Below are 25,880 nucleotides of genomic sequence, written 5' to 3'. Positions count from 1 at the left end.
CCAGCACATGAATACTGACGTAAAACCGGGCGTAGGCACTTCTTCGGAACCTGGGCACGGCAACTTGAAAGAAGATCCCGTCGAGCGCGACCTCGACGAGGCGCTGGAAGATACCTTTCCGGCGAGCGATCCCATCGCCATCACACCCGACGACGATCCTCAGCGCGTGCCCGAGTCTCAGGTAGACGAGGCGCTCGAAGACACCTTCCCGGCCAGCGACCCCCCGTCGACGTCCCAGCCGAACAAAACCTGAGTTTTATCGCCGTCGCCTCTTGAAATCACCAGATCGGCCCCCACCCTCGGGGCCGACGCTATTGTTTTTTGGAGGAATTCCCAATGACGGCATCCCAAGAGCCTGTCGATCAAAGCCCCGAGTCCGGCGAGTCGCCGGCCGTGCCCGACACCGTTGAAGCCCTGCAGGCCGAGGTAGCCGCGCTGCGCGCAGAACTCGAGGCCGCCCAGGCCACCGTCACGGGGCAGCAGGATCAATTGCTGCGCGCCCATGCTGATGCCGAGAATGTGCGTCGTCGCGCGCAAGACGACGTCGCCAAGGCCCGCAAATTCGGCATAGAGTCCTTTGCCGAGAGCCTGGTTCCTGTGAAAGACAGCCTGGAGGCGGCCCTGGCGCAGCCCGACCAGACCCTGGATGCAATGCGCGAAGGTGTCGAGGTCACGCTCAGGCAGCTCACCGCAGCCTTCGAGCGCAACCTGCTGAAGGAAATCGCGCCCGCCCCCGGCGACAAGTTCGATCCGCACCTGCACCAGGCCATTTCTTCGGTGCCGTCCGAGCACCCGGCCAATACGGTCAGCCAGATGCTGCAGAAGGGCTATGTCATCGCCGACCGCGTGTTGCGTCCGGCCCTGGTCATGGTGTCCTCGGGCCAGGGCTGATAGCCATGTCCGGCCCCAGTGCCTTCGACCCGGCGCAGGTGTTCCAGGCGTTCCCCATGCAGCCGGTCGGCACCGCCGATTTCGATTCGTTGGTGGTGAACGCGCCCGGCGACGATCTGCGCTGCGTGTTCCTGTGGGGTCAGGATTGTTACAATTGTAATTTATTCAAGCAGGCAGCGCTATTGCACCGGCAGGCGCTGCTCGGCCTCGGCCTTACCTGGTTCGAGGCCGACGTCTATGCCGACGAGGCCCTGGGGCGCCGTTTTTCCCTGCATGGCGTGCCCACCTTTGTGCTGTTCCGGGGCGGGCGTCGTCTGGGGCGCATTACGGGCTGGCCCGGTCTGCCCCGATTTACCGAGGCTATCGAGCGGCTCTTGAAAAACCCGCCTGGCAGCCCCAGTTAGGCTGGGACTGAGTTTTTATCCCTGTATTCCACGGATCTATATCAAGGTATTCCACCATGAGCAAAATCATCGGCATCGACCTGGGCACGACCAACAGCTGCGTGGCTGTGATGGACGGCGGCCAGGTGAAGATCATCGAAAACGCCGAAGGCGCCCGTACCACGCCCTCTATCGTTGCCTACATGGACGACGGCGAGACCCTGGTGGGGGCTCCGGCCAAGCGGCAGGCGGTCACGAACCCCAAGAACACGCTGTACGCGGTGAAGCGCCTGATCGGCCGCAAGTTCGACGAAAAAGCGGTCCAGAAAGACATCGACCTGATGCCCTACAGCATCGTCAAGGCCGACAACGGCGACGCCTGGGTTGAAGCGCGCGGCAAGAAAATCGCGCCTCCGCAGGTGTCGGCCGACGTGCTGCGCAAGATGAAGAAAACCGCTGAAGACTATTTGGGCGAAGAGGTCACCGAAGCCGTGATCACCGTGCCCGCGTACTTCAACGACAGCCAGCGCCAGGCCACCAAAGACGCCGGCCGCATCGCCGGCCTGGAAGTCAAGCGCATCATCAACGAGCCCACCGCGGCAGCCCTGGCTTTCGGCCTGGACAAAACCGAGAAAGGCGACCGCAAGATTGCGGTCTATGACCTGGGCGGCGGCACGTTCGACGTCTCGATCATCGAAATCGCCGACGTCGATGGCGAAAAGCAGTTCGAAGTGCTGTCCACCAACGGCGATACCTTCCTGGGTGGCGAAGACTTCGACCAGCGCATCATCGACTACATCATCGGTGAGTTCAAGAAAGAGCAGGGCGTCGATCTTTCCAAAGACGTGCTTGCACTGCAACGCCTGAAAGAAGCCGCCGAAAAGGCCAAGATCGAACTGTCGTCGAGCCAGCAGACGGAAATCAATCTTCCGTACATCACGGCCGACGCGTCCGGGCCCAAGCACCTGAACCTGAAGATTACGCGCGCCAAGCTCGAAGCGCTGGTCGAAGAGCTCATCGACCGCACCATCGAACCCTGCCGCGTGGCCATCAAGGATGCCGGCGTGAAGGTGTCCGAGATCGACGACGTGATCCTGGTGGGTGGCATGACCCGCATGCCCAAGGTGCAGGAGAAGGTCAAGGAATTCTTCGGCAAGGATCCCCGCAAGGATGTGAACCCCGACGAAGCCGTGGCCGCCGGTGCCGCCATCCAGGGGTCGGTGCTGTCCGGAGACCGCAAGGACGTGCTGTTGCTCGACGTGACGCCGTTGTCGCTGGGTATCGAAACCCTGGGCGGCGTCATGACCAAGATGATCCAGAAGAACACCACGATCCCGACTCGTTTCTCGCAGACGTTCTCCACTGCCGACGACAACCAGCCGGCCGTGACGATCAAGGTGTTCCAGGGCGAGCGCGAAATTGCCGCGGGCAACAAGAGCCTGGGCGAATTCAACCTTGAAGGAATCCCGCCCGCGCCGCGTGGCATGCCGCAGATCGAGGTCACGTTCGACATCGACGCCAACGGCATTCTGCACGTGTCTGCCAAGGACAAGGGCACGGGCAAGGAAAACAAGATCACCATCAAGGCCAATTCCGGCTTGTCGGAAGAAGAGATCCAGCGCATGGTCAAGGACGCCGAGGCAAACGCCGACGAAGACCGCCGCGTTGCCGAACTCGCCCAGACTCGCAACCAGGCCGACGCGCTGGTGCACGCCACCCGCAAGTCGTTGACCGAGTATGGCGACAAGCTCGAGGCCTCCGAGAAAGAAGCCATCGAGAACGCCATCAAGGAACTGGAAGAGGTTCTGAAAGACGGTGACAAGGCCGCCATCGACGCCAAGGTCGAAGCCCTGTCCACGGCTTCGCAGAAACTGGGTGAAAAGATGTACGCCGACATGCAGGCAGCCCAGGGGGCGCAGCAGGCGGCCGACCAGGCAAAACCGGCGGACGAAAACGTGGTTGACGCCGACTTCAAGGAAGTCAAGCGCGATCAATAACGCATGGCCGTCTCATGACGCCTGAATGCGCCCGGTAGCACGGAAAATCCGGCTACCGGGCGGATTCGTTCAGCAGCTACAAGATATCTGGCTCTTCCCTGGGGCCCATCCATTATGGCAAAACGCGATTACTACGAAGTCCTCGGCGTGGCAAAGAACGCCTCGGACGATGAACTGAAAAAGGCCTACCGCAAGCTGGCCATGAAATATCATCCGGATCGCAATCCGGACAGCAAAGAAGCGGAAGAAAAGTTCAAAGAAATCAAGGAAGCCTACGAGGTCCTGAGCGATGAGCAGAAGCGCGCGGCCTACGACCGGTATGGCCACGCGGGCGTTGATCCCAACGCGGCGGGCATGGGCGGCGCGGGCATGGGAGGCGGCTTCGCCGATGCGTTCGGCGACATCTTCGGCGAAATCTTCGGCGGCGCAGGTGGCCGTCGGGGTGGCGCACAGGTGTATCGCGGTGCTGACCTGAAATATGGGTTGGAAATCACGCTCGAGCAGGCCGCGAACGGTTTCGACACCGAGATCCGCGTGCCCAGTTGGGAAAACTGCGATACCTGCCATGGCAGCGGTGCCAAGCCCGGCACGTCGCCCAAGACCTGCCGCACGTGCGGGGGCTCGGGCGCCGTGCGCATGCAGCAGGGCTTCTTCAGCGTGCAGCAGACCTGCCCCACTTGCCACGGCTCGGGCAAGGAAATCACCGATCCGTGCGCGTCCTGCGACGGCGTGGGTCGTATCCGCCGCAACAAGACCCTGCAGGTGAAGATTCCCGCCGGCATCGACGATGGCATGCGTATCCGGTCCAGCGGCAATGGCGAACCGGGCATCAACGGCGGCCCCCCGGGCGATCTATATGTCGAGATCCACATCAAGCCGCACAAGATCTTCCAGCGCGATGGCGACGATCTGCACTGCGAGCTGACGATCCCGTTCACCACCGCGGCGCTCGGCGGCGAACTGCAAGTGCCCACGCTGGGCGGCAAGGCCGAGATCACCATTCCGGAAGGCACGCAGTCGGGCAAGACCTTCCGCTTGCGTGGCAAAGGCATACGTGGAGTGCGAGCCAGCTATCCTGGCGATCTGTACTGCCACGTGGCCGTGGAAACGCCGGTGCGCCTGAGCGATGAGCAGAAAGCCATATTGCGGCAGTTCGAGGCTTCGCTGAACGACGGCGGTGACCGGCATTCGCCGCAGAGCAAGTCGTGGACCGATCGCGTGAAAGAGTTTTTCAGCTGAAGCGATCCCGGGGCCGATGACCCGTCGCCGGCATCCGCGCACGGTTTGCCCATGAACAAACCCCTGGCCGCGTTGGCGGCCAGGGGTTTGTTACTTGTGGAGCTGGCCGGTGAGGCGGCCGGCTCTCGTTCAGTTGGCGCCGGGCGGGTAGTCGAGTTCGCCAAAGGAATAGTCACCGCGGGCTTTCGCGTCCGCCAGTTCGGCTCGCACCTCCATGCGCGTCTTGCCGGAACGGGTGCTCAGTTGCGCGGGCGGGTAGTCTTCCTCGCCGCTCGTCACCAGGCCCGCGGCCCGGGCTTGCGCCAGTTCCGCCTGCACCTGCGCGTGGCTGGGGGCCTGGGCATCGACGTGACCGTACACGCCTTGATAAGGAATATTGTTGGGTTCGATATTGGGAGACGCGGCGTAGGCATTGGCGCCAAGCACGCCCATTGTGGCGAGTAGTACAGCAATCGGCAGTTTCATGATGGGACCTATTGGGTTGGATTCATTTGAGAACGGGCCCGGCGGCAGTCCGTCGTGTAGCGCGTTCCCGGTGACTGAATTCTGCGCCGGCGCAACCCTGGGATAAACCCTGATTTTCTGAAAATATTTTTCCACCAGACGGAGTAATCCGCCGGCTTTATTGATTTTGTTGGGTTTTTTGGCGCCTGACGGAGGTCTCCGTCACGGCATGGATGTGTCTGGCATTCCCGCGGCGCGCGCGTTTAATCGCAGGAACGAGGCGGCGGGACCAGACCCTAGCGCTCGGGTAAGGCTCAGTCCGCCTTGGCGCTGCCGCTCAGTGGGTCGCCGGCGTGCGCGCTCACCGCTGTACTGCGGTACTAGCCCAGTTGCTTGATCAGGCGCTGCGCGGCGGCGGCCGACGAGGCCGGATTCTGCCCCGTGATAAGCAGGCCATCCTGGACGACGTACGAAGCCCAATCCGGCCCCTTGGTGTATATGCCGCCCTTAGCCTTGAGCGCATCTTCCACCAGGAACGGCACGACCTCAGTCAGGCCTACTGCGTCTTCTTCGCTGTTGCTGAAACCCGTGACGTGCCTGCCTTCGACCAGCGGACGGCCCAGCGCTGTGGTGGCATGACGCAGAACCCCCGGGGCGTGGCACACCAGGCCCACCGGCTTGTCGGCGGCCAGGAAAGCCTCGATCAAGGCGATGGAGTCGCGGTCTTCGGCCAGATCCCACAGAGGGCCATGCCCCCCGGGATAGAACACCGCGTCGAAATCCGCCTGCGAGACGCCGTCCAGCCGCACGGTTGCAGCCAGCCGGGCGCGGGCATCGGGGTCGGACTCGAAGCGGCGGGTGTCCTCGGTCTGGAAGTCAGGTTCGTTGCTCTTCGGGTCCAGCGGCGGCTGGCCGCCCTGGGGCGAGGCCATCACGATCTCGGCACCGGCGGCCGTGAGCGCGTAATAGGGCGCGGCCAGCTCTTCGAGCCAGAAGCCGGTCTTGCGGCCGGTGTCGCCCAGCTGATCATGGGAGGTCAGAACGATGAGGACTTTCATGATTGATTCCTTCAGGTGGCCGCCGGACTACGGCTTTGCCTCCTTGGTGAAGTCCCCGGCGACAGCGGTACTGAACTGATCGGGGCGCAGGTACTTCTGCAGGGTCCGGTTGACGGTATCGGCCGTGAGTCCGGCGATCTTCTCGTCGACCTCCGCCGACCATTCAAAGGTACGGCCCCGTTTCAGGTAGCTGATCCAGGTAGATGCAAGCACGCTATCCTGCGCGCGCGCGAGTTTGCGATAGTTCAGCAGCGCGGCAATACCGTCTTTGACCTCTTCGTCGGTATAGCCGTCTTTCACCACGCGCGCCAGCTCTTCCGAGATGGCTTTTTCCAGGCGCTCGCGATTCTGCGGTGCATAGATCGCGTAGATGGTCCAGTCGGTGCTGGGCTCGAACGACGACACCGACAGGTTGCTGCGCACGTTGTACGACAAGCCATCGGTCTCGCGCACGCGATTCCAGAGGCGCGACGTCTCGGAGGTGCCCAGCAGGAAGTTCCCCAGATACAGCGCCGGAAAGTCGGCATCGGTGTCCTGCAGCTCGAGCGGCATGCGCGAGATGTAGAACGCGTTGGCTTTGTCCGGTGTATCGATGGTGAAGCGCTCGGCCTTGACTGCCCGGTAGGGGTCGCCGACGCGAGCGTAGGCGGGGGCCACTTTCCAGCCTTGCAGTCCGGTGGTCAGCGACTGCTTCACTGCGTCCGCATCGAAGTCGCCAACGGCCGAGAATTTGATGTGCCCGGCGCCATAGTAGCGCTCGTGGAAAGCGGTCAATGCATCCCGGTTCAGCTTTTCGGTTTCGGCCAGCGCCTCGTCGAAGGTGGGCACGTAGCGCACGTCGTCGGCAGGCCAGGGATTGTCGTGTCGAGCCAGCGCACGCGAGGCAAGGGCGGTGGGCTCGGTCATGGCGCTGCGAATGGACGTGAGGGCCTGCCGCTGATATTCCTCGACTTGCTCCGCCGGGAAGCTTGCATGCCGCACGACGTCAAGGACCAGCGCGATGAGCTCGGGCAGATGTTCACGCGTGGTGGACATGGACACGCTGAGGTCGGTGCCCGAGCCCTGGAACGACACCTGCGCCTGCAGCGCGTCGAAGCGGTCCTGGATGTCCTGGCGGGTCAGCTTGTCGGTGCCTCGGTCGAGCAGGTCGGCCACCGCGGCTGCGTTCATGCGTTGACCGCGCAAGGTATCGGCATCGCCGAACTGCACCAGCAGCTCGGCCTGCACGCGGCCGCCCCGGGTAGCTTTGGGAAGCAAGGCCAGTTGCACCCCCCCATTCGGCAAATCGAGCGTGCTGCGCTGGGTCAGTTTGTCGATGTTGTCGGGCGTGGGATCGAAGGCGTCGGCCTGCTTGAAATCTGCATCGCCCTGATAGTCTTTCAGCAAGGCGGCAAGGTCGGGCCGCTGCATGGCCGGGGCGCGCTGCGGCTTCTCGGTGGGGATATAGCGACCCTCGGTGCGGTTGCTGGCAACCAGGTAGGTCGTGGCGGCGCGCTGCACGTCTTCAAGCTTGGCTTCGCGCACCCGATCGCGCTGCAGGAAGAACAAGCGCCAGTCGCCCGCGGCGATGGCCTCGGACAAAGCCACGCCGATGCGTTCGGGGTCTGCGTACACCTGTTGCCAGGCGGTCAGCCATTTGCTGCGCGCGCGATCCAGTTCGGCTTGGGTGAAGGGATGCTTGCCGAGAGATTCCAGGGTTTCCGTCAACCGGGCCAGCGCCTTGTCCTGGTCCATGCCGGGCTGCAACTGCGCGCCAAACATGGCCAGGCCCGGGTCATGCTGATCCATGGTGAAGCCAAATACATCGGCCGCCAGCTTGGTGGGCACCAGGGCATGGTACAGCCGGCCTGACGGCGTGTCGGCCAGGATGGTGGTGGCGAGATCGAACGGTACGTAGTCGGGACTGCCGGCTGCCGGAATATGGTACATGGCGGCCACCAGCGGAGTGCCTCCCGCACGACGCAACGTGACGGCGCGTTCGCCATCCTGGACGGGCTCCACCGTGTATTCTGGCGGCAGCTCCCGTTTCGGCCGGGGCACCTTACCCAAGGTTTCTTCAATGGCCGCGAGCGCGCTCTGGGGGTCGAACTTGCCCGCCACGATCAGCACGGCGTTATCGGGCTGGTAGTACTGATGATAGAACGCCCTCAGCTGGGCAACGTCGACGTTTTCGACGTCCGAGCGTGCGCCTATGGTGGTCTTGCCATAGCTGTGCCACTGGTAGGCGGCCGCCTGCATCTTCTGCATCAGCACGCGGAAAGGGTTGTTCTCGCCGCTTTCCATTTCGTTGCGCACCACCGTCATCTCGGAATCGAGATCTTCTTTGGCGATGGTCGAATTGATCATGGCATCGGCCTGCCAGCCCAGATACCACTTGAGGGTTTCGGGGTTGGACGCGAAGCTGGCAAAGTAATTGGTACGGTCGGACGAGGTGGATCCGTTGGCCTGCAGGCCCCGGCGCGAGAACTCGCCCAGGGCGTTGCGCACGCTGGGCGTGCCCTTGAACAGCATGTGTTCCAGCAAGTGCGCCATGCCCGTCTGGCCATAATTTTCATGGCGCGATCCCACGAGGTAGGTCATGTTGACCGTGGTGGTCGGCTTCGAGGCATCGGGCGCCAGAAGTACGCGCAGCCCGTTTGACAAGCGGTATTCGGTGATGCCTTCTACCGAGCTGCCCTCGATAGCGCTCGCCGGCGCGGGCGCGGCGCCCGCCTGGAAAGCCAGGAAAGACGCGACAAGCAAAACGTTAAGGCGGGCCGTCAGGCCGGAAAGCGAAAAACGCATGGCATGTGTCCGTTTAGCAAGCGATTGTCGTTGGAGTGTATACGCACAGGAAGGTTCCGATTTGAACCGCTTCCCCGGCCAGGTGTAAGCTGTTCAACAAACCCAGCTGTCCCGGACGAAGAGCGCGACAGCCTGCAGCGGCCGCTTCGTCTGGCCCCGCGCGTCTTGCCGGCGGGGCGCCCCGATCGCGCGTTTGCGCCGGCAGTCTGCCGGCCGACCAACCGGAGAACTGACGGCCATGTTGACCGATCTTGTCACCCGCGCCCTGTCCCAGCTCGTGGGCGCAACACTCGACCAGGACCACATCAAAGGGCGTTTCCGTTATGCCTATGCCAGTGACGACGGGCAATTCGTAGCCATTCTGGGGCACGACCACACGACCTATGTCGTGGACGTGCCTTCCCGGCGATACTTCATGGAGCGCGCCGGCTCGCCGCGCGGCTTCATGGGTCACGTACTCGAAATGGAAAGTGCGGGGGCGTGGCGTCAGCGCTGTGCTACGCAGGTGCCGTTCGACCTGGACATGGACGGCAATGACATTTCATGGCGCCGCTGTCCCGGGCCTCCGGCGCGCTTCGCCGTGCGCGGCCGCGCACAAACGGCCCGGGCTAGGCAGTCAGCCTGAGGCGGCCGGACCTGGGCCGGCCAGATCAGGCCCCGGCCTGAGGTCCCGGTTTCCATCCACCGCGCTCTGCCACGGCGGGGCGGTTCCCCGGGCCGGCCTGGCGGTTCCACGCAGGCCGCATTCTTTGCGCGCCGCCTGCGGGGCGTCGCTACAATGCGCGGCATGGAAACCCTTCCGTCTTCTCCGTCCCTGGGCGGCTCCCTGGTTGATTGCACGCACGCGCGGCATGCCGAGGCCATTCTCGCCGTATTCAACGATGCCATCGTCAATACCACGGCCCTTTATGACTATCGGCCGCGCACGGCAGCGTCGATGCAGGCCTGGTTCCAGGCCAAGCAGGCAGGCGGGTTCCCGGTGGTGGGCTACGAAGACAGCGCGGGCCGGCTCATGGGGTTTGCCAGCTATGGCACCTTCCGGCCCTACCCCGCCAATAAGTACACCGTCGAGCATTCGGTGTATATCGACCAGCGTTTTCGTGGGCGAGGACTGGGCGAGGCGCTGATGCGCGTCATTGTCGACCGTGCCCGTCAGCAGGAGTTTCACGTCATGGTGGGCTGCATCGATGCCGGCAACGCGGCGAGCGTTCGCTTGCACGAAAAGCTGGGCTTCGTCCATGCCGGTACCCTCCGCGAGGCGGCATTCAAGTTCGGCCAGTGGCGCGACCTGGCTTTCTATCAGTTGACGCTCGAAACCCCGGCGCAGCCGGCCGACGGCTGAGCCGGCGCTATTTCGACAACAGGCGCATCGCCTGTTCGAGCCCGGCCACCGTGACGGGGTACATGCGTTGCTGCATGATGTCGCGCAACAGCGCGATCGACTGCCGGTACTGCCAGGATGCCGTGGGCTCGGGGTTCAGCCACACTGCCTTGGGCCAGGCATCAAGCAGGCGCCGCATCCATACGGCGCCCGACTCCTTGTTGTAGTGCTCGACCGAGCCGCCAGGCTGCAGGATCTCGTAGGGGCTCATGGTGGCGTCACCCACGATGATCAGCCGCCAATCGGGGTTGTACTTGCGCAGGATATCCCAGGTGTCGAAGCGTTCGTTCTGACGGCGGCTGTTGCTCTGCCACAGGCTTTCGTACGGGCAGTTGTGGAAGTAATAGACGTCGAGGTTGCGGAATTCGCTGCGCGCGGCCGAGAATAGTTCTTCGACCCGGGTAATGTGATCGTCCATGCTGCCGCCCACATCCAGCAGCATCAGCACCTTGACGGTATTGTGGCGTTCGGGCACCAGGCGCAGGTCCAGGTGGCCGGCGTTGCGCGCTGTGCTGGCGATGGTGTCGTCGAGGTCGAGCTCGAGATCGGCCCCTTCGCGCGCGAATCGTCGCAGACGGCGCAGCGCCACCTTGAAATTGCGGATGCCGAGCTCCAGGCGGTCGTCGTAGTCGCGGAACTGCCGCATGTCCCACACTTTGACCGCGCTGCGGTTGCCCGCCGAGTCGCCGCCCACCCGTATGCCTTCGGGATGGTATCCGCTGTTGCCGAAGGGCGACGTGCCGCCCGTGCCTATCCATTTGCTGCCGCCGGCGTGCCGTTCTTTCTGTTCTTCCAGGCGCTGCTTGAACAGCTCCATCAGCTTGTCCCATCCGTGGCGCTCGATGGCGGCCTTTTCTTCGGGGGTGAGGCTTTTCTCGAATTGCTTGATCAGCCAGTCGATGGGAATGTCTTTGCCCGCCGGCAGAGCGGCCTCTATGCCGCGGTAGTACGAGCCGAAGGCCGCGTCGTAGCGGTCGTACAGCGACTCGTCTTTGACCAGGGTGGCGCGCGCCAGGTAATAGAAACTGTCGAGCGTGGGCGCCATGACGCCGTGGCACAGGGCGTCGAGCAGCGTCAGGTATTCCTTGACCGAAACCGGCAGCTGGTGCGCGCGCAGGTGGTAGAAGAAATCAGTGAGCATGGCGGCCGGGCCCGCGCCTCAGCGGCGCACGTTGCTGCGCGTCATGGCTGCCAGGCGCTCCAGCAATTGCACGTCCTGTTCGTTTTTCAGCAGGGCGCCCGCCAGCATGGGCACTGCGCCCGCCGCGTGTGCGTCGATCTCTTCCGCGGTCGCACCTTCGGCCAGCAGCAGGCGCAGCCAGTCGAGCAGTTCTGACGTGGACGGCTTCTTCTTCAGGCCCGGCGCGTCGCGCAGGGCAAAAAAAGTATCGAGCGCGGCGCGCAGTACATCCTGCTTCAGGTCGGGAAAGTGCACGCCCACGATGTCGCGCATGGTTTCGCGGTCGGGGAACCGTATGTAATGGAAGAAACAGCGCCGCAAGAACGCGTCGGGCAGGTCTTTTTCATTGTTCGACGTAATGATGACCAGCGGCCGATGCCGTGCCACGATGGTCTGGCGCGTTTCGTACACATGGAATTCCATGCGGTCGAGTTCCCGCAGCAGATCGTTGGGGAATTCGATATCGGCCTTGTCGATTTCGTCGATGAGCAATACCACGGGTTCGGGCGCCTCGAACGCCTGCCAGAGCGTGCCCTGCACAATGTAGTTGCGGATATCGCGCACCTTCTCGTCGCCCAGCTGCGAGTCGCGCAGGCGCGAAACCGCATCGTATTCGTACAGGCCCTGGTGCGCCTTGGTGGTGGACTTGATATGCCATTGCATCAGCGGCCGGCCCAGCGCCAGCGCCACCTCTTCGGCCAGCATGGTCTTGCCGGTGCCGGGTTCGCCCTTGATGAGCAGCGGGCGCTGCAAGGTGAGGGCGGCGTTGACAGCCAGCTTGAGGTCATCGGTGGCGACGTAGCGATCGGTTCCATCGAAACGGGGTGCGGCAGGGCTCTGGGCAGCGGACATGGGCAATGGAATAAGTGGTGGGCAGAAGGGCGACGCAAGGGCAATGGGTATGGGTTCGGAACAATTATCGTACAATCGCAGGGTTTTGTAGCTGGGCATAGACCCGGCGCTCATCCTTAGCCCAGTTTTCAGCCTTACCAAGAGCCATTCCAATGAAGTTGAGAACCTCTCTGTCCGCGCTGGCCATGGTGGCGTCCTGTTCGGTCGTCGGTCAGGCGGCCGCTGCCGATGCGGCACCGGTCGGCAATGCCCAGAACGCCCGCGACAAAATCTCCATGTGCATCGGTTGCCATGGGATCAAGGGCTACAAAGCCAGCTTTCCCGAGATCTACCACGTTCCGATGATTGCCGGCCAAAACGCCAAATACATCGAAGCGGCCCTGCATGAGTACAAGAAAGGCGCGCGCAGCCATCCCACCATGGATGCCATCGCCGGCAGCCTGAGCGACCAGGATATCGCCGACCTGGCCGCGTACTACTCCAATCTCAAGTGATGCGAGGGCACATCATGAAACGCTATACGCTGACCCTCGCGGGCGCCATCCTGGCTGCGGCCGGCTGCGCCGCGCAGGCGCAAGACCTCGCCGCCGGCAAGGCGGTGTTCGACAAGTTCAACTGCGCGTCGTGCCACGGCGCCGATGCCAAGACCTCGGTCGATCCCTCCTACCCCATTCTGGCCGGCCAGCATGCCGACTACCTGGAGCAGGCGCTCAAATCGTACAAGCGCGGCGCCGCGGGTTCGGCGGCCACCGCCAACGTGCGCAAGAACCCGATCATGGGTGCATTCGCCGCGCAGCTGTCCGATCAGGACATCAGGCAAGTCTCCGCGTGGCTGGCCGCCCAGCCCAGCGACCTGGGCGTGCGCCGCTGAACGCCGCCCCAGGAAAAAACGCCCCGGCCGGGGCGTTTTTTTTTGCCGGCGCCAGGGATCAGCGTTCGGCGCGCTGGCGGATCAATTCGATGTAAGCGTCGCTGTCGAGCGGCGTGCCCAGGCGCTGGGCTTCCCATACGACCTGCCCCAGGCATTCCATGATTTCGTGTGCGGCGTGGTGGGCGTCGCTACGGCTGACCATCTTCTGGTAGGCGGCGCGGATGCCGCGCGGATGGTCGATGGACAACTGCTCGGCGATGGCCAGATGCATCGACAGGTGCAGAAATGGATTGGTGCGCCCCTGTTCGACAGGGAACTCGGCCGTCATGGCCTCGGGATGTTCCAGGTCGGGATGGTATTCGGGATGCTCGATGACCCAGTCGAGAGCCATGGATTCGAGCGGGGTGAGCACCTCGGAGTCTCGGTGTTTGCGCCAGGTGTCGATGAAGAATTCGCGGACCTGGTCACGGGATGGATTGAACATAGGGGGCGCGCGCGGGCCTGATAAGCGTGGGTGTCCTATTTTACCGCTGCCGCGCCAGGCGGCCGACCTGCCCCGAGGTCCGGCGCCGCGATGCCGGGGTGCCATGCCCCGGACAGGCGCAGGAGCCGGCGCCTGCCGCTCTCGATGATGGGCCGGCATGGCGAGGCCGGGGGGCGGCGCCGGCCCCCTCGAACTGGCTCCATGCCGGCGCAGGCAGGCGCAGGGCACGGGCGGGGGTTTCGGGCGCTGCGCGCCAATGCGATATAGAATTGGGGGTTGTCCGCCATCCGGCCCGGTTGCTGCGCGGTTTACCGTCCGCATCCGCGCCCCCGGTCAGGCGAGCGCGCAAAACCACCCGGAGCAACTGGAGCATTCATGTCCTACCAACATATCAAGGTTCCCGCAGGGGGCCAGAAAATCACGGTCAATGCCGACTACTCGTTGAACGTGCCCGACCAGGCCATCGTTCCGTACATCGAAGGTGATGGCACTGGCGCCGATATCACGCCCGTCATGATCAAGGTCGTGGACGCTGCCGTTCAGAAGGCCTACGGCGGCAAGCGCAAGATCCACTGGATGGAAGTCTATGCCGGTGAAAAAGCCACCAAGGTGTACGGCCCCGACGTGTGGTTGCCCGAAGAAACCCTGGATGCCGTGAAGGATTACGTCGTATCGATCAAGGGTCCCCTGACCACGCCCGTGGGCGGCGGCATCCGTTCGCTGAACGTGGCCCTGCGCCAGCAGCTCGATCTTTACGTCTGCCTGCGCCCGGTTCGCTATTTCAAGGGTGTGCCTTCGCCCGTGCGCGAACCCGAAAAGACCGACATGGTCATTTTCCGCGAGAACTCGGAAGACATCTATGCCGGTATCGAATACATGGCCGAGTCCGAGCAGGCCAAAGAGCTGATCCAGTACCTGCAGACCAAGCTGGGCGTCACCAAGATCCGTTTCCCGAATACGTCGTCCATCGGCATCAAGCCGGTGTCGCGCGAAGGCACCGAGCGCCTGGTGCGCAAGGCCATGCAGTACGCCATCGACAACGATCGCGCGTCCGTCACGCTGGTGCACAAGGGCAACATCATGAAGTTCACCGAAGGTGGCTTCCGTGATTGGGGCTATGAGCTGGCCCAGAAGGAATTCGGCGCCCAGCTCATCGATGGCGGCCCGTGGTGCAAGTTCAAGAATCCCAAGACTGGTCGCGAGATCATCGTCAAGGATTCGATCGCCGACGCGTTCCTGCAGCAGATCCTGCTGCGTCCGGCCGAATACGACGTCATCGCCACGCTGAACCTGAACGGCGACTACATCTCCGACGCGCTGGCCGCGCAAGTGGGCGGTATCGGTATCGCCCCGGGCGCCAACCTGTCCGACTCGGTCGCCATGTTCGAAGCCACGCACGGTACCGCTCCGAAGTATGCCGGCAAAGACTATGTCAACCCGGGTTCGGAAATCCTGTCCGCCGAAATGATGCTGCGTCACATGGGCTGGACGGAAGCGGCCGACCTGATCATTTCCAGCATGGAAAAATCGATTCTGTCCAAGCAAGTCACGTACGACTTCGCACGTCTGCTCGAAGGCGCCACGCAGGTGTCGTGCTCGGGCTTTGGCCAGGTCATGATCGACAACATGTAATGCCCAGGCCGCGCCAACTGGCGTCGGTTTAATCAAAAACCGCCTTCGGGCGGTTTTTTTTTGGCGCCCGATCCCGCCGGCGCCGCTGCCTTCCCCGCATAGATGCAGCGGCGAGCGGGCTCGGCCTGGCAGCTGCAATGGGCGAGACTCGCCGTGTAACGTCACTGTTGCGTCGGCGCCATAAATCCATAGTTAACAAAAGTGTCTTCAGTAACAGCACGTGCGCGCAATTCACCAATTTGTGGCGGGCGCCCGGCAGCGACGAAATATTTGGACTCCTTGTGTTGTTCCTGGTTTTGGTGGGGAGCCGGCGATTCCCTACCTTATGGCTTGGAACTGTTTCTAGGGCGGAAACAGGCGGCCATCACTTTTGATCGGGATAAGGAAATGAAACTAACAAAAACCTTGCTCGCCGGCGCAATTCTTGCCGGTATCGGCAGTACGGCCTATGCAGAAACGTCGGTGACCTTGTACGGCCTGATCGACGTCGGTATTACATATCAGCGCGGCAAAGTCGGCACCGATGACGTAAACCGCGGCCAGTATGGTGGCGACTATTATTCGCGTATCGGCATGACCGACGGCATCCAGAGCGGGTCGCGCTGGGGCTTGCGCGGCACGGAAGACCTGGGCGATGGCCTGCAGGCGGTGTTCGTGCTGGAAAGCGGCTTTGGCGCCAGCAACGGCAACAGCCGCCAGGGCGACCGCCTGTTCGGTCGTCAGGCCACCGTCGGCTTGCAAAGCGATGCCTGGGGTCGCCTGGACCTCGGCCGTCAGACCAACATCGCGTCGAAGTATTTCAGCGACATTGACCCGTTCTCGCTCAGCTACCTGAACTCGTCGATGGGCAGCGCGTTCAGCGCCGCCGATACGGTCCGCTACGACAACATGGTCATGTACCAGACCCCCAGCTGGAGTGGCTTCCAGGCCGGCGTGGGTTACTCGTTCTCGACCGACGACGTCGAAGGCCCCACCAACTTCGAAGACGGCGACAACAACCGCGCCATCACCGCGGGTATCCGTTATACCGGCGGCCCGCTGCAGGTGGCCTTCACGTACGACCAGCAGTTCCGCTACCCCAGTCAACCGCAGCCGCAGCAGTTCATCCTTGGCGCGGCCTATGACTTCGAAGTCGTGAAGCTGTCGCTGGCTTATGGACGCACCAAAGACGGCGTGTTCGTGGGCCAGGACTTCGACCTGGGCGGCGGCGCCTTCAACGACAACACGCCCGCACGTGGCCTGGGCGACACCAACGATCGATTCACCTGGGACGGCCTGAAGATCAATTCGTACCTGGTCGGCCTGAGCGCTCCCATCGGCGGCGCCAGCAACGTGTTCGCATCGTGGCAGCGCGCCGATCCCAATCAGGGGCTGGAAAAAATGGACATCTACAGCGTAGGCTACACCTACGACCTGTCCAAACGAACCAACCTGTATGCGGTGGGCTCATACGCCGACGGCTACGCTTTCGTCGAAGGCAACAAGATGACCACCGTCGGCGTGGGCTTGCGTCACCGCTTCTGATCAGGGTACGGGTTGCCCTTTTCCGAGCGGAGTCGGGGCGCCTTGTTCTTGGCCATCCACGGTGTGGGTGGCCTTTTTTATGGAAGGCGGGGCTATCTCGTAGGCCGGCCCGCCTCTTTCGGCGATGCGGTGGCGGTTGAGCGCCTGCGCCTGCGGCGTGGGTACCCAGTCGCCCCACAACTGCGCGGGAATATCGGCATGGGCCTGCGCGAGCGGCGCGACGAAAGTCGGCTGGTAGCCGCGCCGCTGCATTTCCTGCACCAGTTCGGCATGCCGCTTTGCAAGGTAGCCCAGCCGAGTATAGAAAAACAGCAGGTGCCCCTTGCCCAAGGTGTAGTCGTCGGCGCGGGGTATGGGCCCGCGCTGCCACGCCTTGCGGGCAAGTGCAAAGACGCGAGGCAATTCGCGATACTCGGCCACGAGGTGCTGGCGTGTCAGTTCCTGCACGGGAATGCAATTGATGCGGGTCATGTTGAAACGAAACTTTGGGTCAGGCGTATCTTAGCCCGGACGCATCCCGGGCAAATGCACTATAATGGTGCATTCAATCACATGTTTTCGCGCCGGCTTAGGGCATTCCCCTAGTGTGACATTCCCGTTCATGGTGCAGAATCCTCTTCCATGCAGGTGAGGAGACAAACAGCCCTTAAAGGGCGGCCGGCGGCACCGGTATAAAAAACTGGCAGTACCAATAAAAGCAAAATGCACAACGGCTGGCACCATTTCGTGCCAGCCGTTGTCGCTTACAGGGTCCGCTTCAGTGCAAATCCGCTTTTCAAAAGGTGCGTAACCGGATACTAATCTCGCATGCCGGAACGCCGCCCAACCATCCCCGCAGCCTATCGCCGCTATTGGCGGCGCAACCTGATTCTGATCGCCGTTCTGGCGAGCTGCTGGGCAGCACTGACGTTCCTGCCTGCCTTCTACGCGCGGGAGCTGCGCTTCGATTTCATCGGTTGGCCGTTCTCCTTCTGGATGGCCGCCTACGGGGCGCCGTTGCTGTATCTGGTCCTGATAGGCATCTACGCGCGGATCATGAATCGGGCCGACGAGCAGGCCCGGCGCGATGAAGAGCAGGGCGACTGATGCCTTTCAGCGGCGATAACCCTCGCGAATTCGATATCCGGCTACGGCGTATCTACGTCCTGTACACGGCGGGTTTCGCGCTGCTGATCGTCCTTCTGGCACTGGCCGAAGTGGCGGGCATGCCGCGCAACTGGATTGGCTACGCATTCCTGCTGGTGACCGTGAGCCTGTACGCGGGCATAGGCATCGTCTGCCGCACTTCCGATCAGGTGGAATACTACGTGGCGGGCCGGCGCGTGCCGGCCTTCTACAACGGCATGGCCACCGCGGCTGACTGGATGTCGGTGGCCTCGTTCATCGGCGTGGCAGGCACGCTATACCTGACGGGGTACGGCGGGCTGGCCTACATCATGGGCTGGACGGGCGGCTATGTGCTGGTCGCGCTGCTGCTGGCCCCCTATCTGCGCAAGTTCGGCCAGTACACCATTCCCGACTTCATGGGGGCGCGCTACGGCGGCAACCTGGCTCGCCTGGCGGGGGTGGCCTGTGCGGTGCTCTGCTCGTTCACATACCTGGTGGCGCAGATCTACGGGGTAGGCATCATCACGACCCGCATGACCGGCATATCGTTCGAGCTGGGCATTTTCGTGGCTTTGGGCGGGATGCTGGTGTGCTCGTTCCTGGGTGGCATGCGCGCCGTGACCTGGACCCAGGTGGGGCAGTACATCATTCTGGTGGTCGCCTATCTGGTGCCGGTCGTGTGGCTTTCGGTGAAGCATACCGGCATGCCGCTGCCGCAATTGTCGGCAGGCACGGTGCTGCAGCAGGTGACCGAGCGCGAAGCCCAGTTGGGCAAGGACGTGTCCGAATTGCAGGTGCGGCAGTTGTGGCAGGCTCGCGCCGATCAGATGACGCAGCGCCTGGAGGCCCTGCCTCAATCGTGGGCGCAGGAAAAAGACCGTCTGCGCAGCCAGCTGGCGCAATTGACAGCGGCCAACGCGCCCATGGTCGAGATTCGCACACTCGAGCGCGAACTCGAGACTTATCCGGCGAACGTCGAGGAGGCGCGCGCCGTGTGGTCGCAAGCCCGCGCTGTCTACGAAGCCCGCGGCTCTCCGCCCATACCGCATGCCGAACCATTTCCCGCCAAATCCGCGCAGGAGCGGCATGACATGCGGGTGAACTTCCTGGCACTGGTACTGTGCCTGATGCTGGGTACCGCCGGCATGCCGCACATTCTCATGCGGTCTTACACCACCCCATCGGTCATCGAGGCGCGGCGAGCTGTGTGCTGGTCGCTTCTGTTCATTCTGTTGTTGTATTTCATGGCGCCGGCATTGGCGCTGCTGGTGAAGTTCGAGGTTTATACCCAGGTGGTGGGCACCGACTTTGCGTCGCTGCCCAACTGGGTGCATGCCTGGAGCACGGTCGACATCAACTTGCTCCATCTGCTCGACGTGAATAGAGATGGCACGGTCCAATTGGGCGAAATAAGCATGGGCGCCGACGTGGTGGTGCTGGCCATGCCGGAGATCGGCGGACTGCCCTACGTCGTGTCGGGACTCGTTGCGGCAGGCGGGCTGGCTGCTGCGTTGTCCACCGCGGATGGGCTGCTGCTGACGCTGTCGAATTCCTTGTCGCACGACATGTGGTACCGGCTCGTGTCGCCGCGCATGACGGCGGCGCGCCGGGTCATGGTGTCCAAGATCCTGCTGCTGGCCGTGGCATTCGCGGCGGCCTGGGTGGCCGCCCGCAAGCCGGCGGACATTCTGTTCATGGTATCGGCGGCGTTCTCGTTCGCCGCATCGTCGTTCTTTCCGGCGCTGGTCATGGGAATCTTCTGGCGCCGCGCAAACAAATGGGGCGCCACGCTGGGCATGCTGGCGGGGCTGGTGGTCACCTTCGGCTATATGGCGCACGCCCACCCCTGGCTGCGCGAATGGGTGTTCGGCATCGACCGTGGCCAGCCGGTAGACCTGTGGTGGGGCATACAGCCCATCGCCGCGGGGGTGTTCGGAGCCCCGGTGGCATTTGCGACGATTATTGTGGTGTCGCTGCTGACGCCTGCTCCCGACCGCGCCACCACCATGCTGGTGCAATACCTGCGCGAGCCCGATGGCCCGCCCTCGGCCTCGTCCTGATCAGTGCGCCACCGACTTCGAAAACAGGTTCATCACCACCACACCGGCAATAATGAGCCCGATGCCCAGTATCGCTGGCCCATCGAGGTGCTGTTTGAAGAACAGCGCGCCCACCAATGAAATCAGCACAATGCCCACGCCCGACCAGATGGCGTAGGCAATGCCCACCGGAATCTCACGCAGGGTGAGCGCCAGGAAGTAGAACGCGACCGAATAGCCCGCCACCGTGATCACCGATGGCAGCAGCCGCGTGAAACCCTCTGCGCTTTTCAAGGCGCTGGTGGCAATGATCTCTGCCACAATGGCCAGGCCCAGGTATACCCATTTCATTCGCGGCGGCCTCCGCCTTGCCGCAATAACACCAGCAGCGCGCCCGCGCCGCCTTCGCGTTCTGGGGCCTCGGAAAACGCCATGACTTCGGTTTTTTGTACCAGCCAGGTGCGCACCTTGTCTTTCAAGACGGGTTCCAGCCCCTGCGAACCATAACCCTTGCCATGCACGATGCGCACGCAGCGTATGCCGTGTTCGAGGCATTCGTCGAGGAATGCCACCACCGCGTGGCGCGCCTGCCCGACCCGCAAGCCGTGCAGGTCGAGTTCGGCGCCGGCTGGCCACTGGCCCCTGCGCAGGTTGCGCGCGGTATCGGGCGCCGCGTCGGCACGAACGTAGGCCGTGCCTCCTTCGGACAGCAGGTGCGCTACATCGCCGCCGTCGGATACGCCCGCGTCGGCGCGCGCGGCGGTCTCGCCGACGGCGGCCGCCCGGCGCAAGGCCACCGCAGTGCTGGGCGCGGTGGGGGCGGGGGCCGGCGGCACGCGCCGGCCCGACGGCTTCAGCGGCGTGACAGACTGGAAGGCGCGCCGCAGTGCTGCGGGATCGTCGTCGGCCGGAACGCTGCCAGCCGCGCCGGCACCCACGGCCCGGGTGGGCCGTGCCGTTGGCTGCAAGGGCGCCGTGGACGGGCGAACGGCCTGCTTGAGCTGCTTGAGATCGGCCAGGCCGATTTTTTTACTGCGCATTCTCCAGCCACCGTTGCGCGTCGAGGGCGGCCATGCAGCCGGTACCCGCGCTGGTAATGGCCTGGCGGTAGACATGGTCCTGTACGTCGCCGGCGGCGAATACCCCGGGCACCGAGGTCATGGTGGCCATGCCGGACAAGCCGCTCTTGGTGATGATGTAGCCGTCTTTCATGTCGACCTGCCCCTCGAAGATGCCCGTATTGGGCTGGTGGCCGATGGCAATGAACGCGCCGGTGACGGCCAGGTCTTCTGTGGCGCCGGTTTCGGTGTGGCGCACCCGCACGCCGGTGACCCCGCTGTCGTCGCCCAGCACTTCTTCAAGGGTATGGAACAACTTGAGTTCCATATTGCCATTACTGACTTTGTCCATCAGCTTGTCGACCAGGATGGGCTCGGCGCGGAATTTGTCGCGGCGGTGGATCAGCGTGACCTTGCGGCAGATATTCGACAGGTACAGCGCTTCTTCGACGGCCGTGTTGCCCCCGCCGACGACCACGACGTCCTGGTTTCTGTAGAAAAACCCATCGCAGGTGGCGCAGCCGGACACGCCGCGGCCCATGAACGCCTCTTCGGAGGGCAGGCCCAGGTATTTGGCCGACGCGCCGGTGGCAATGATGAGGGCGTCGCACGTATAGACGTTGCCCGTGTCGCCGGTAAGCGTGAACGGACGGCGCGACAGGTCGACCTTGGCGATGTGGTCGAAAATGATGTCGGTGTTGAAGCGCTCGGCGTGCTGCTGGAAGCGCTGCATCAGGTCGGGGCCCTGCACGCCGGTGGCGTCGGCGGGCCAGTTGTCGACGTCGGTGGTGGTCATGAGCTGGCCGCCCTGGGCCAGGCCTGTAACAAGTACGGGCGCCAGATTGGCGCGCGCGGCATAGACTGCGGCGGTGTAACCGGCAGGGCCTGAACCGAGGATCAGGACTTTGGCGTGTTTGGGCGTGGACATGGTTAAGTATCTTTGGGTGGATGCCCAATTATAATGAGCCGCATGCCGCGTATTTCAACTGCCTCCCCGCGCGCCTCGCGCAACACCCGAAATGGCCCTTCGCCCCTGCAGACCCGCATTTCGGCTCTGCTGCGCGAAGCGCGCTGGATTCTGTTCGCCGCCCTGGCAGCATGGCTGACGCTGGTCCTTGCCACCTGGTCGCCTGCAGACCCCGGATGGTCGCACTCGGTGCCCGGCGGGGTCATCCATAACCGCGGCGGCACCCTGGGGGCCTACCTGTCCGACATCCTGCTGTACTTGTTCGGGTATTCCGCGTGGTGGTGGGTGGTGCTGCTGCTGCACCGCGTCCGGGCGGGCTATCGGCGGCTGGCCAGCCACCTGCGTGCGTCCGATGCCCGGCAGCCCGAAGTGCTGCCCCGGGTGCACTGGGAAGAGGGCATAGGCTTTTTTCTGGTGCTGGTGGGGTCGCTGGGCATCGAAGCCCTGCGCCTCTACAGCTTGGGCATGCATTTGCCCGGCGGCACCGATGGAGCCAGCGGAGCCGGCGGAGTCATAGGCCAGATGCTGGCCGCCGCCCTGTCCGAGGGCGTAGGCTTTACCGGAGGCACGTTGGCGCTGCTGGTGATGATGGCGGTGGGCCTCAGCCTGTTCTTCTCGTTTTCGTGGCTGCAGGTTGCCGAACGCGTGGGCATCTGGATAGAAAACCTGGCCCGCCGTGCGCGTGACTCGTACACCGCCCGCCAGGACCGCAAGGTCGGCCAAGTCGCGAAGGCCGTGCGTACCGAGCAGGTGGAAGCCAAGCACGAAAAGCTTACCCACGAACAACCCGTGCGCATCGAGCCCGCCATTACGGTGGTGCCGCGCTCCGACCGGGTCGAAAAGGAAAAGCAGCAGACGCTGTTCGCCCCGCCCGCCGGCGAGGGCGACCTGCCGGCCGTCAGCCTGCTCGACGCCCCTGCCGCCAACCAGGAAACGGTCTCGGCCGAAACCATCGAATTCACGTCGCGCCTGATCGAAAAGAAGCTCGCCGATTTCGGGGTGAACGTCACTGTGGTCGCGGCGCAGGCAGGGCCGGTGATCACGCGCTACGAAATCGAGCCCGCCACCGGCGTGAAGGGCAGCCAGATCGTCAATCTGGCCAAAGACCTGGCGCGCGCGCTCAGCCTGGTCAGCATCCGGGTGGTGGAAACCATACCGGGCAAGAACCTCATGGGACTCGAGCTGCCCAATCCGCGCCGGCAGATGGTGAAGCTGTCCGAGATCCTCGGCTCACAAACCTACCACGCCAGCCATTCCATCGTGACCATGGCGCTGGGCAAAGACATCGCCGGCAACCCGGTGGTGGCCGACCTGGCCAAGATGCCTCACCTGCTGGTCGCCGGCACGACCGGTTCCGGCAAGTCGGTTGGCATCAACGCGATGATCCTTTCCCTGCTCTACAAGGCGGGCCCCGCCGAAACCCGGCTCATACTCATCGATCCGAAGATGCTCGAAATGAGCGTCTACGAAGGCATTCCGCATCTGCTGGCGCCGGTGGTCACCGACATGCGCCATGCTGCCAATGCGCTGAACTGGTGCGTTGGCGAAATGGAAAAGCGCTATCGCCTGATGAGCAAGATGGGGGTGCGCAACCTGGCGGGGTACAACGCCAAGATCCGCGATGCCATCAAGCGCGAAGAACCCATACCGAATCCGTTCTCGCTGACGCCCGACCAGCCCGAGCCCCTGACCACGCTGCCCACCATCGTCGTGGTCATCGACGAGCTGGCCGACCTGATGATGGTCGTGGGCAAGAAAATCGAAGAACTGATCGCCCGCCTCGCGCAAAAGGCCCGCGCGGCCGGCATACACCTTATTCTGGCCACCCAGCGGCCCAGCGTCGACGTGATTACCGGCCTGATCAAGGCCAACATTCCCACGCGCATCGCGTTCCAGGTGTCGTCGAAGATCGATTCCCGCACCATCCTCGACCAGATGGGCGCCGAAACCCTGCTCGGGCAGGGCGACATGCTGTACATGCCGCCCGGCACTGGTCTTCCGGTTCGGGTGCACGGGGCATTCGTCTCCGACGATGAGGTGCACCGCGTGGTCGAACATCTGAAAGCCCAGGGCGAACCCAACTACGTCGAGGGATTGCTCGAAGGCGCCCTCGAAGGCGAAACGGGCGACGGCGTGGGCAGTGTCACGGGCATGACCGACACGGAAAGCGATCCCATGTACGACCAGGCGTGCGAGGTCGTGCTGAAGCATCGCCGCGCGTCGATTTCGCTGGTCCAGCGGCATCTGCGCATTGGTTACAACCGCGCGGCCCGGTTACTTGAGCAAATGGAACAATCGGGTATGGTGTCGGCGATGCAATCGAACGGCAACCGCGAGATCCTGGTGCCATCCAAAGAGGAAGCCTGATGCCTGTGCTACGCCGGCTGGCCGCCACGGCCGCCTTGTTTCTGCTCTGCCCCATGGCTGCCCTGGCCGCCGACGCGCGTGGCCAGCTGAAGGCCTTCGTATCGGAAATCAAGAGTGCCACCGGCAACTTTACGCAGTCGACCACCGGGCCTCAGGGCGTCGCCCAACGGCCGCAGAGCGGAACCTTCGCCTTTCAGAGGCCCGGCAAATTCAAGTGGGCGGTAAGCCAGCCATACGAACAATTGGTCGTGTCCGACGGACAGCAACTGTTTCAGTACGATCCCGACCTGGCCCAGGTCACGACGCGCAAGGTCGACCAGGCCATCGGCACCTCGCCGGCCGCCATCCTTTTCGGGTCGGGCGACCTGGAGCAGGCGTTCGAAGTGAGCGCGCTGCCCGCTCGCGAGGGCCTGGAATGGTTGCGCGCCAAGCCGCGCAATGCCGACGCGGGCTTCGCACAGGTCGACATCGGCATGAAGGGCAATCTGCCGGCACGCGTGGAACTGCTCGATGCTTTCGGGCAGACGACGCGGGTCGAACTATCGGGCATCCAGGCCAACCCGGCCTTGCCCGCCGCCGAGTTCCAGTTCACTGCACCCGCGGGGGTGGACGTGGTGAAGATGTAGCCGTCGGCCGCATCTCTGCCTGGCTATGCTTGATTCCTACCGGACTGTAATCGGGCGCGTGCGCAGCATGGCTTGCCGCGCGTCGATGGCTGCAACATGATTCCATCGCACGTTCCCCAGCACGCTCATCCCGAAATTGTCAGGCTTGCCCGCCTGGTCGAACATATCGACATCCCCGGCCCTGCCGGCACGGTGCGCTGGCAGCGCCTGGGGCAGGGGAGTCCGTTGGTGCTGCTGCATGGAGGGCACGGAAGCTGGCTGCACTGGTTGCGCAACATCGAGGCCCTGGCGCGGCACCACACGGTCTGGGTGCCCAATATGCCCGGTTATCTGCATTCCGCCGACGTACCGCCGCCCGTCGGGGGCGATGATCTGGTGCCTTTGCTCGACGGGTTGCAGGCCACGCTCGACTCGGCGGTCGGGGCAAGTACGCCCATCGACCTGGCAGGGTTTTCGTTCGGAGGCCTGGTGGCGTCGCGCCTGGCAGCGCAGCGCCCGCTGGTGCGGCGATTGGCGCTGCTGGGCTCGGGCGGGCACGGCACGCCGCGCCCCCGCGAACTCGACCTGCGCCAGTGGCGCAACGCGAACCCCGGCGAGCAGCGCGACATACTGCGCCACAACCTGCACGAGCTGATGCTTTACGACCGCGAAGCCGACGAGCTCGCGCTGGACGTACACGAGATCAGTTGCCTGGCCACGCGTTTCCGCAGCCGCACGGCCTCTCAGGGCGGCGGCATGGTGCACGCGCTGCGCGAGTACGATGGGCCAGTGCTGCTGATATGGGGTGAGCAGGACGTCACGGCCCACGCCCGGCAAGTGGCGCCCGCCATTGCCGCCCAGGGCCCCGATCGCGAATGGCGCGTTGTGCCGCAGGCGGGGCATTGGGTGCAATACGAGGCCGCCAGCACGGTCAACGATCTGTTGGCGCGCTGGTATTCCGGCCTGCCGCTGTCGTAAAAGGCGATGCGGCGTCACGGTTCGGCCGGGCGCCGCGGT

The 25,880-nt window shown here is 63.7% G+C and carries 26 protein-coding genes; 16 read left to right on the top strand and 10 right to left on the bottom strand.

The window, feature by feature from the left end; genetic code table 11:
• Nucleotides 1-7: 7 nt before the first annotated feature.
• The 5 genes from ACV17W_RS08090 to dnaJ all read left to right on the top strand — a co-directional run bounded on the left by ACV17W_RS08090 (nucleotide 8) and on the right by dnaJ (nucleotide 4,510).
• Nucleotides 8-253 carry a hypothetical protein gene (locus tag ACV17W_RS08090; protein WP_462595910.1) on the top strand — a complete coding sequence of 82 codons (246 nt, stop codon included), beginning with the start codon at nucleotides 8-10 and terminating at the stop codon, nucleotides 251-253.
• An 83-nt stretch (nucleotides 254-336) separates the two neighbouring features.
• Nucleotides 337-891: a nucleotide exchange factor GrpE gene (gene grpE / locus ACV17W_RS08085; protein ID WP_462595909.1), complete on the top strand. Its 555-nt coding sequence runs from the start codon at nucleotides 337-339 to the stop codon at nucleotides 889-891.
• 5 nt (nucleotides 892-896) lie between these two features.
• Entirely contained in the window at nucleotides 897-1,295 is a 399-nt protein-coding gene (locus tag ACV17W_RS08080) for a thioredoxin family protein (protein WP_462595908.1), read from the top strand.
• A 56-nt stretch (nucleotides 1,296-1,351) separates the two neighbouring features.
• Nucleotides 1,352-3,271 carry a molecular chaperone DnaK gene (gene dnaK, locus ACV17W_RS08075; RefSeq protein ID WP_462595907.1) on the top strand — a complete coding sequence of 640 codons (1,920 nt, stop codon included), beginning with the start codon at nucleotides 1,352-1,354 and terminating at the stop codon, nucleotides 3,269-3,271.
• Nucleotides 3,272-3,385: 114 nt separating this feature from the next.
• Nucleotides 3,386-4,510, top strand: a complete 1,125-nt coding sequence (dnaJ, locus tag ACV17W_RS08070; RefSeq protein WP_462595906.1) for a molecular chaperone DnaJ — start codon at nucleotides 3,386-3,388, stop codon at nucleotides 4,508-4,510.
• Nucleotides 4,511-4,639: 129 nt separating this feature from the next.
• On the opposite strand, the gene ACV17W_RS08065 is transcribed toward dnaJ, so the two are convergent.
• The 3 genes from ACV17W_RS08065 to ACV17W_RS08055 all read right to left on the bottom strand — a co-directional run bounded on the left by ACV17W_RS08065 (nucleotide 4,640) and on the right by ACV17W_RS08055 (nucleotide 8,796).
• Complete coding sequence (locus ACV17W_RS08065) at nucleotides 4,640-4,975, bottom strand: DUF4148 domain-containing protein (RefSeq protein ID WP_462595905.1); 336 nt, start codon at nucleotides 4,973-4,975, stop codon at nucleotides 4,640-4,642.
• A 359-nt stretch (nucleotides 4,976-5,334) separates the two neighbouring features.
• Nucleotides 5,335-6,012 carry a type 1 glutamine amidotransferase domain-containing protein gene (locus ACV17W_RS08060; RefSeq protein ID WP_462595904.1) on the bottom strand — a complete coding sequence of 226 codons (678 nt, stop codon included), beginning with the start codon at nucleotides 6,010-6,012 and terminating at the stop codon, nucleotides 5,335-5,337.
• A gap of 27 nt (nucleotides 6,013-6,039) precedes the next feature.
• On the bottom strand, nucleotides 6,040-8,796 hold the full coding sequence (locus tag ACV17W_RS08055) for a M16 family metallopeptidase (protein ID WP_462595903.1): 2,757 nt from the start codon (nucleotides 8,794-8,796) through the stop codon (nucleotides 6,040-6,042).
• A 238-nt stretch (nucleotides 8,797-9,034) separates the two neighbouring features.
• Here ACV17W_RS08055 and ACV17W_RS08050 point away from each other — a divergent pair, with 238 nt between their 5' ends.
• Both ACV17W_RS08050 and ACV17W_RS08045 read left to right on the top strand, forming a co-directional pair.
• Nucleotides 9,035-9,421 carry a hypothetical protein gene (locus tag ACV17W_RS08050; RefSeq protein WP_462595902.1) on the top strand — a complete coding sequence of 129 codons (387 nt, stop codon included), beginning with the start codon at nucleotides 9,035-9,037 and terminating at the stop codon, nucleotides 9,419-9,421.
• Nucleotides 9,422-9,583: 162 nt separating this feature from the next.
• A complete protein-coding gene (locus tag ACV17W_RS08045) occupies nucleotides 9,584-10,138 on the top strand; it encodes an N-acetyltransferase family protein (protein ID WP_462595901.1) in 555 nt (184 codons plus the stop codon).
• A 7-nt stretch (nucleotides 10,139-10,145) separates the two neighbouring features.
• On the opposite strand, the gene ACV17W_RS08040 is transcribed toward ACV17W_RS08045, so the two are convergent.
• Together ACV17W_RS08040 and ACV17W_RS08035 are read right to left on the bottom strand one after the other, a co-directional pair.
• Nucleotides 10,146-11,318, bottom strand: a complete 1,173-nt coding sequence (locus ACV17W_RS08040; RefSeq protein ID WP_462595899.1) for a vWA domain-containing protein — start codon at nucleotides 11,316-11,318, stop codon at nucleotides 10,146-10,148.
• Nucleotides 11,319-11,336: 18 nt separating this feature from the next.
• Entirely contained in the window at nucleotides 11,337-12,209 is an 873-nt protein-coding gene (locus ACV17W_RS08035) for an AAA family ATPase (RefSeq protein WP_462595897.1), read from the bottom strand.
• A gap of 152 nt (nucleotides 12,210-12,361) precedes the next feature.
• On the opposite strand from ACV17W_RS08035, the gene ACV17W_RS08030 reads away from it, so the two are divergent.
• Together ACV17W_RS08030 and ACV17W_RS08025 are read left to right on the top strand one after the other, a co-directional pair.
• Nucleotides 12,362-12,703, top strand: coding sequence for a c-type cytochrome (locus tag ACV17W_RS08030; RefSeq protein ID WP_462595896.1), 342 nt, complete (start codon nucleotides 12,362-12,364; stop codon nucleotides 12,701-12,703).
• A gap of 14 nt (nucleotides 12,704-12,717) precedes the next feature.
• The gene (locus tag ACV17W_RS08025) at nucleotides 12,718-13,080 is read left to right on the top strand and encodes a c-type cytochrome (RefSeq protein ID WP_462595895.1); all 363 of its coding nucleotides are present in this window, start codon (nucleotides 12,718-12,720) and stop codon (nucleotides 13,078-13,080) included.
• Nucleotides 13,081-13,138: 58 nt separating this feature from the next.
• Here ACV17W_RS08025 and ACV17W_RS08020 read toward each other — a convergent pair whose 3' ends face one another.
• On the bottom strand, nucleotides 13,139-13,564 hold the full coding sequence (locus ACV17W_RS08020) for a DUF1841 family protein (protein WP_462595894.1): 426 nt from the start codon (nucleotides 13,562-13,564) through the stop codon (nucleotides 13,139-13,141).
• Nucleotides 13,565-13,939: 375 nt separating this feature from the next.
• On the opposite strand from ACV17W_RS08020, the gene icd reads away from it, so the two are divergent.
• Nucleotides 13,940-15,196, top strand: coding sequence for an NADP-dependent isocitrate dehydrogenase (gene icd / locus ACV17W_RS08015; RefSeq protein ID WP_462595893.1), 1,257 nt, complete (start codon nucleotides 13,940-13,942; stop codon nucleotides 15,194-15,196).
• A 387-nt stretch (nucleotides 15,197-15,583) separates the two neighbouring features.
• Nucleotides 15,584-16,720 (top strand): porin, encoded by a 1,137-nt coding sequence (locus ACV17W_RS08010; RefSeq protein WP_462595892.1) that lies wholly within the window; start codon nucleotides 15,584-15,586, stop codon nucleotides 16,718-16,720.
• On the opposite strand, the gene ACV17W_RS08005 is transcribed toward ACV17W_RS08010, so the two are convergent.
• A complete protein-coding gene (locus tag ACV17W_RS08005) occupies nucleotides 16,721-17,191 on the bottom strand; it encodes a pyrimidine dimer DNA glycosylase/endonuclease V (RefSeq protein ID WP_462595891.1) in 471 nt (156 codons plus the stop codon).
• A gap of 336 nt (nucleotides 17,192-17,527) precedes the next feature.
• On the opposite strand from ACV17W_RS08005, the gene ACV17W_RS08000 reads away from it, so the two are divergent.
• Both ACV17W_RS08000 and ACV17W_RS07995 read left to right on the top strand, forming a co-directional pair.
• Nucleotides 17,528-17,806, top strand: a complete 279-nt coding sequence (locus ACV17W_RS08000; RefSeq protein ID WP_462595890.1) for a DUF4212 domain-containing protein — start codon at nucleotides 17,528-17,530, stop codon at nucleotides 17,804-17,806.
• Nucleotides 17,806-19,887 (top strand): sodium:solute symporter family protein, encoded by a 2,082-nt coding sequence (locus ACV17W_RS07995; RefSeq protein WP_462595889.1) that lies wholly within the window; start codon nucleotides 17,806-17,808, stop codon nucleotides 19,885-19,887. The genes ACV17W_RS08000 and ACV17W_RS07995 overlap by 1 nt, the downstream gene beginning before the upstream one ends.
• On the opposite strand, the gene ACV17W_RS07990 is transcribed toward ACV17W_RS07995, so the two are convergent.
• From ACV17W_RS07990 to trxB, 3 genes are read right to left on the bottom strand one after another with little or no spacing between them, the layout of a single operon-like run.
• Nucleotides 19,888-20,217 (bottom strand): SMR family transporter, encoded by a 330-nt coding sequence (locus tag ACV17W_RS07990; protein WP_462595888.1) that lies wholly within the window; start codon nucleotides 20,215-20,217, stop codon nucleotides 19,888-19,890. It abuts the gene before it with no gap.
• On the bottom strand, nucleotides 20,214-20,906 hold the full coding sequence (locus tag ACV17W_RS07985) for a Smr/MutS family protein (RefSeq protein WP_462595887.1): 693 nt from the start codon (nucleotides 20,904-20,906) through the stop codon (nucleotides 20,214-20,216). The genes ACV17W_RS07990 and ACV17W_RS07985 overlap by 4 nt, the downstream gene beginning before the upstream one ends.
• A complete protein-coding gene (trxB, locus tag ACV17W_RS07980; RefSeq protein WP_462595886.1) occupies nucleotides 20,896-21,852 on the bottom strand; it encodes a thioredoxin-disulfide reductase in 957 nt (318 codons plus the stop codon). The genes ACV17W_RS07985 and trxB overlap by 11 nt, the downstream gene beginning before the upstream one ends.
• Before the next feature lie 42 nt (nucleotides 21,853-21,894).
• Here trxB and ACV17W_RS07975 point away from each other — a divergent pair, with 42 nt between their 5' ends.
• The 3 genes from ACV17W_RS07975 to ACV17W_RS07965 all read left to right on the top strand — a co-directional run bounded on the left by ACV17W_RS07975 (nucleotide 21,895) and on the right by ACV17W_RS07965 (nucleotide 25,841).
• On the top strand, nucleotides 21,895-24,258 hold the full coding sequence (locus ACV17W_RS07975) for a DNA translocase FtsK (protein WP_462595885.1): 2,364 nt from the start codon (nucleotides 21,895-21,897) through the stop codon (nucleotides 24,256-24,258).
• Nucleotides 24,258-24,884: an outer membrane lipoprotein chaperone LolA gene (gene lolA / locus ACV17W_RS07970; RefSeq protein ID WP_462595884.1), complete on the top strand. Its 627-nt coding sequence runs from the start codon at nucleotides 24,258-24,260 to the stop codon at nucleotides 24,882-24,884. The genes ACV17W_RS07975 and lolA overlap by 1 nt, the downstream gene beginning before the upstream one ends.
• Before the next feature lie 96 nt (nucleotides 24,885-24,980).
• Complete coding sequence (locus ACV17W_RS07965; protein ID WP_462595883.1) at nucleotides 24,981-25,841, top strand: alpha/beta fold hydrolase; 861 nt, start codon at nucleotides 24,981-24,983, stop codon at nucleotides 25,839-25,841.
• Nucleotides 25,842-25,880: the final 39 nt, after the last annotated feature.

The organism is Bordetella sp. MIP270_01_BMS (assembly GCF_054958705.1).
Note: the sequence above shows the minus strand (reverse complement) of the source record. Positions and strands in the feature narration are given on the sequence as shown.

Excerpts from the sequence above, each read along its gene's own strand:
- ACV17W_RS08020 (WP_462595894.1), bottom strand. The coding sequence starts at position 13,564 with ATGTTCAATCCATCCCGTGACCAGGTCCGCGAATTCTTCATCGACACC.
- ACV17W_RS08010 (WP_462595892.1), top strand. The coding sequence starts at position 15,584 with ATGAAACTAACAAAAACCTTGCTCGCCGGCGCAATTCTTGCCGGTATC.
- ACV17W_RS08050 (WP_462595902.1), top strand. The coding sequence starts at position 9,035 with ATGTTGACCGATCTTGTCACCCGCGCCCTGTCCCAGCTCGTGGGCGCA.
- ACV17W_RS08065 (WP_462595905.1), bottom strand. The coding sequence starts at position 4,975 with ATGAAACTGCCGATTGCTGTACTACTCGCCACAATGGGCGTGCTTGGC.
- ACV17W_RS08030 (WP_462595896.1), top strand. The coding sequence starts at position 12,362 with ATGAAGTTGAGAACCTCTCTGTCCGCGCTGGCCATGGTGGCGTCCTGT.
- ACV17W_RS08060 (WP_462595904.1), bottom strand. The coding sequence starts at position 6,012 with ATGAAAGTCCTCATCGTTCTGACCTCCCATGATCAGCTGGGCGACACC.
- ACV17W_RS08005 (WP_462595891.1), bottom strand. The coding sequence starts at position 17,191 with ATGACCCGCATCAATTGCATTCCCGTGCAGGAACTGACACGCCAGCAC.
- ACV17W_RS08040 (WP_462595899.1), bottom strand. The coding sequence starts at position 11,318 with ATGCTCACTGATTTCTTCTACCACCTGCGCGCGCACCAGCTGCCGGTT.
- trxB (WP_462595886.1), bottom strand. The coding sequence starts at position 21,852 with ATGTCCACGCCCAAACACGCCAAAGTCCTGATCCTCGGTTCAGGCCCT.
- ACV17W_RS07965 (WP_462595883.1), top strand. The coding sequence starts at position 24,981 with ATGATTCCATCGCACGTTCCCCAGCACGCTCATCCCGAAATTGTCAGG.
- ACV17W_RS07975 (WP_462595885.1), top strand. The coding sequence starts at position 21,895 with ATGCCGCGTATTTCAACTGCCTCCCCGCGCGCCTCGCGCAACACCCGA.
- ACV17W_RS08025 (WP_462595895.1), top strand. The coding sequence starts at position 12,718 with ATGAAACGCTATACGCTGACCCTCGCGGGCGCCATCCTGGCTGCGGCC.
- dnaJ (WP_462595906.1), top strand. The coding sequence starts at position 3,386 with ATGGCAAAACGCGATTACTACGAAGTCCTCGGCGTGGCAAAGAACGCC.
- grpE (WP_462595909.1), top strand. The coding sequence starts at position 337 with ATGACGGCATCCCAAGAGCCTGTCGATCAAAGCCCCGAGTCCGGCGAG.
- ACV17W_RS08035 (WP_462595897.1), bottom strand. The coding sequence starts at position 12,209 with ATGTCCGCTGCCCAGAGCCCTGCCGCACCCCGTTTCGATGGAACCGAT.
- ACV17W_RS08055 (WP_462595903.1), bottom strand. The coding sequence starts at position 8,796 with ATGCGTTTTTCGCTTTCCGGCCTGACGGCCCGCCTTAACGTTTTGCTT.
- ACV17W_RS08090 (WP_462595910.1), top strand. The coding sequence starts at position 8 with ATGAATACTGACGTAAAACCGGGCGTAGGCACTTCTTCGGAACCTGGG.
- ACV17W_RS07990 (WP_462595888.1), bottom strand. The coding sequence starts at position 20,217 with ATGAAATGGGTATACCTGGGCCTGGCCATTGTGGCAGAGATCATTGCC.
- ACV17W_RS08045 (WP_462595901.1), top strand. The coding sequence starts at position 9,584 with ATGGAAACCCTTCCGTCTTCTCCGTCCCTGGGCGGCTCCCTGGTTGAT.
- icd (WP_462595893.1), top strand. The coding sequence starts at position 13,940 with ATGTCCTACCAACATATCAAGGTTCCCGCAGGGGGCCAGAAAATCACG.
- dnaK (WP_462595907.1), top strand. The coding sequence starts at position 1,352 with ATGAGCAAAATCATCGGCATCGACCTGGGCACGACCAACAGCTGCGTG.
- ACV17W_RS08080 (WP_462595908.1), top strand. The coding sequence starts at position 897 with ATGTCCGGCCCCAGTGCCTTCGACCCGGCGCAGGTGTTCCAGGCGTTC.
- ACV17W_RS07985 (WP_462595887.1), bottom strand. The coding sequence starts at position 20,906 with ATGCGCAGTAAAAAAATCGGCCTGGCCGATCTCAAGCAGCTCAAGCAG.
- ACV17W_RS08000 (WP_462595890.1), top strand. The coding sequence starts at position 17,528 with ATGCCGGAACGCCGCCCAACCATCCCCGCAGCCTATCGCCGCTATTGG.
- ACV17W_RS07995 (WP_462595889.1), top strand. The coding sequence starts at position 17,806 with ATGCCTTTCAGCGGCGATAACCCTCGCGAATTCGATATCCGGCTACGG.
- lolA (WP_462595884.1), top strand. The coding sequence starts at position 24,258 with ATGCCTGTGCTACGCCGGCTGGCCGCCACGGCCGCCTTGTTTCTGCTC.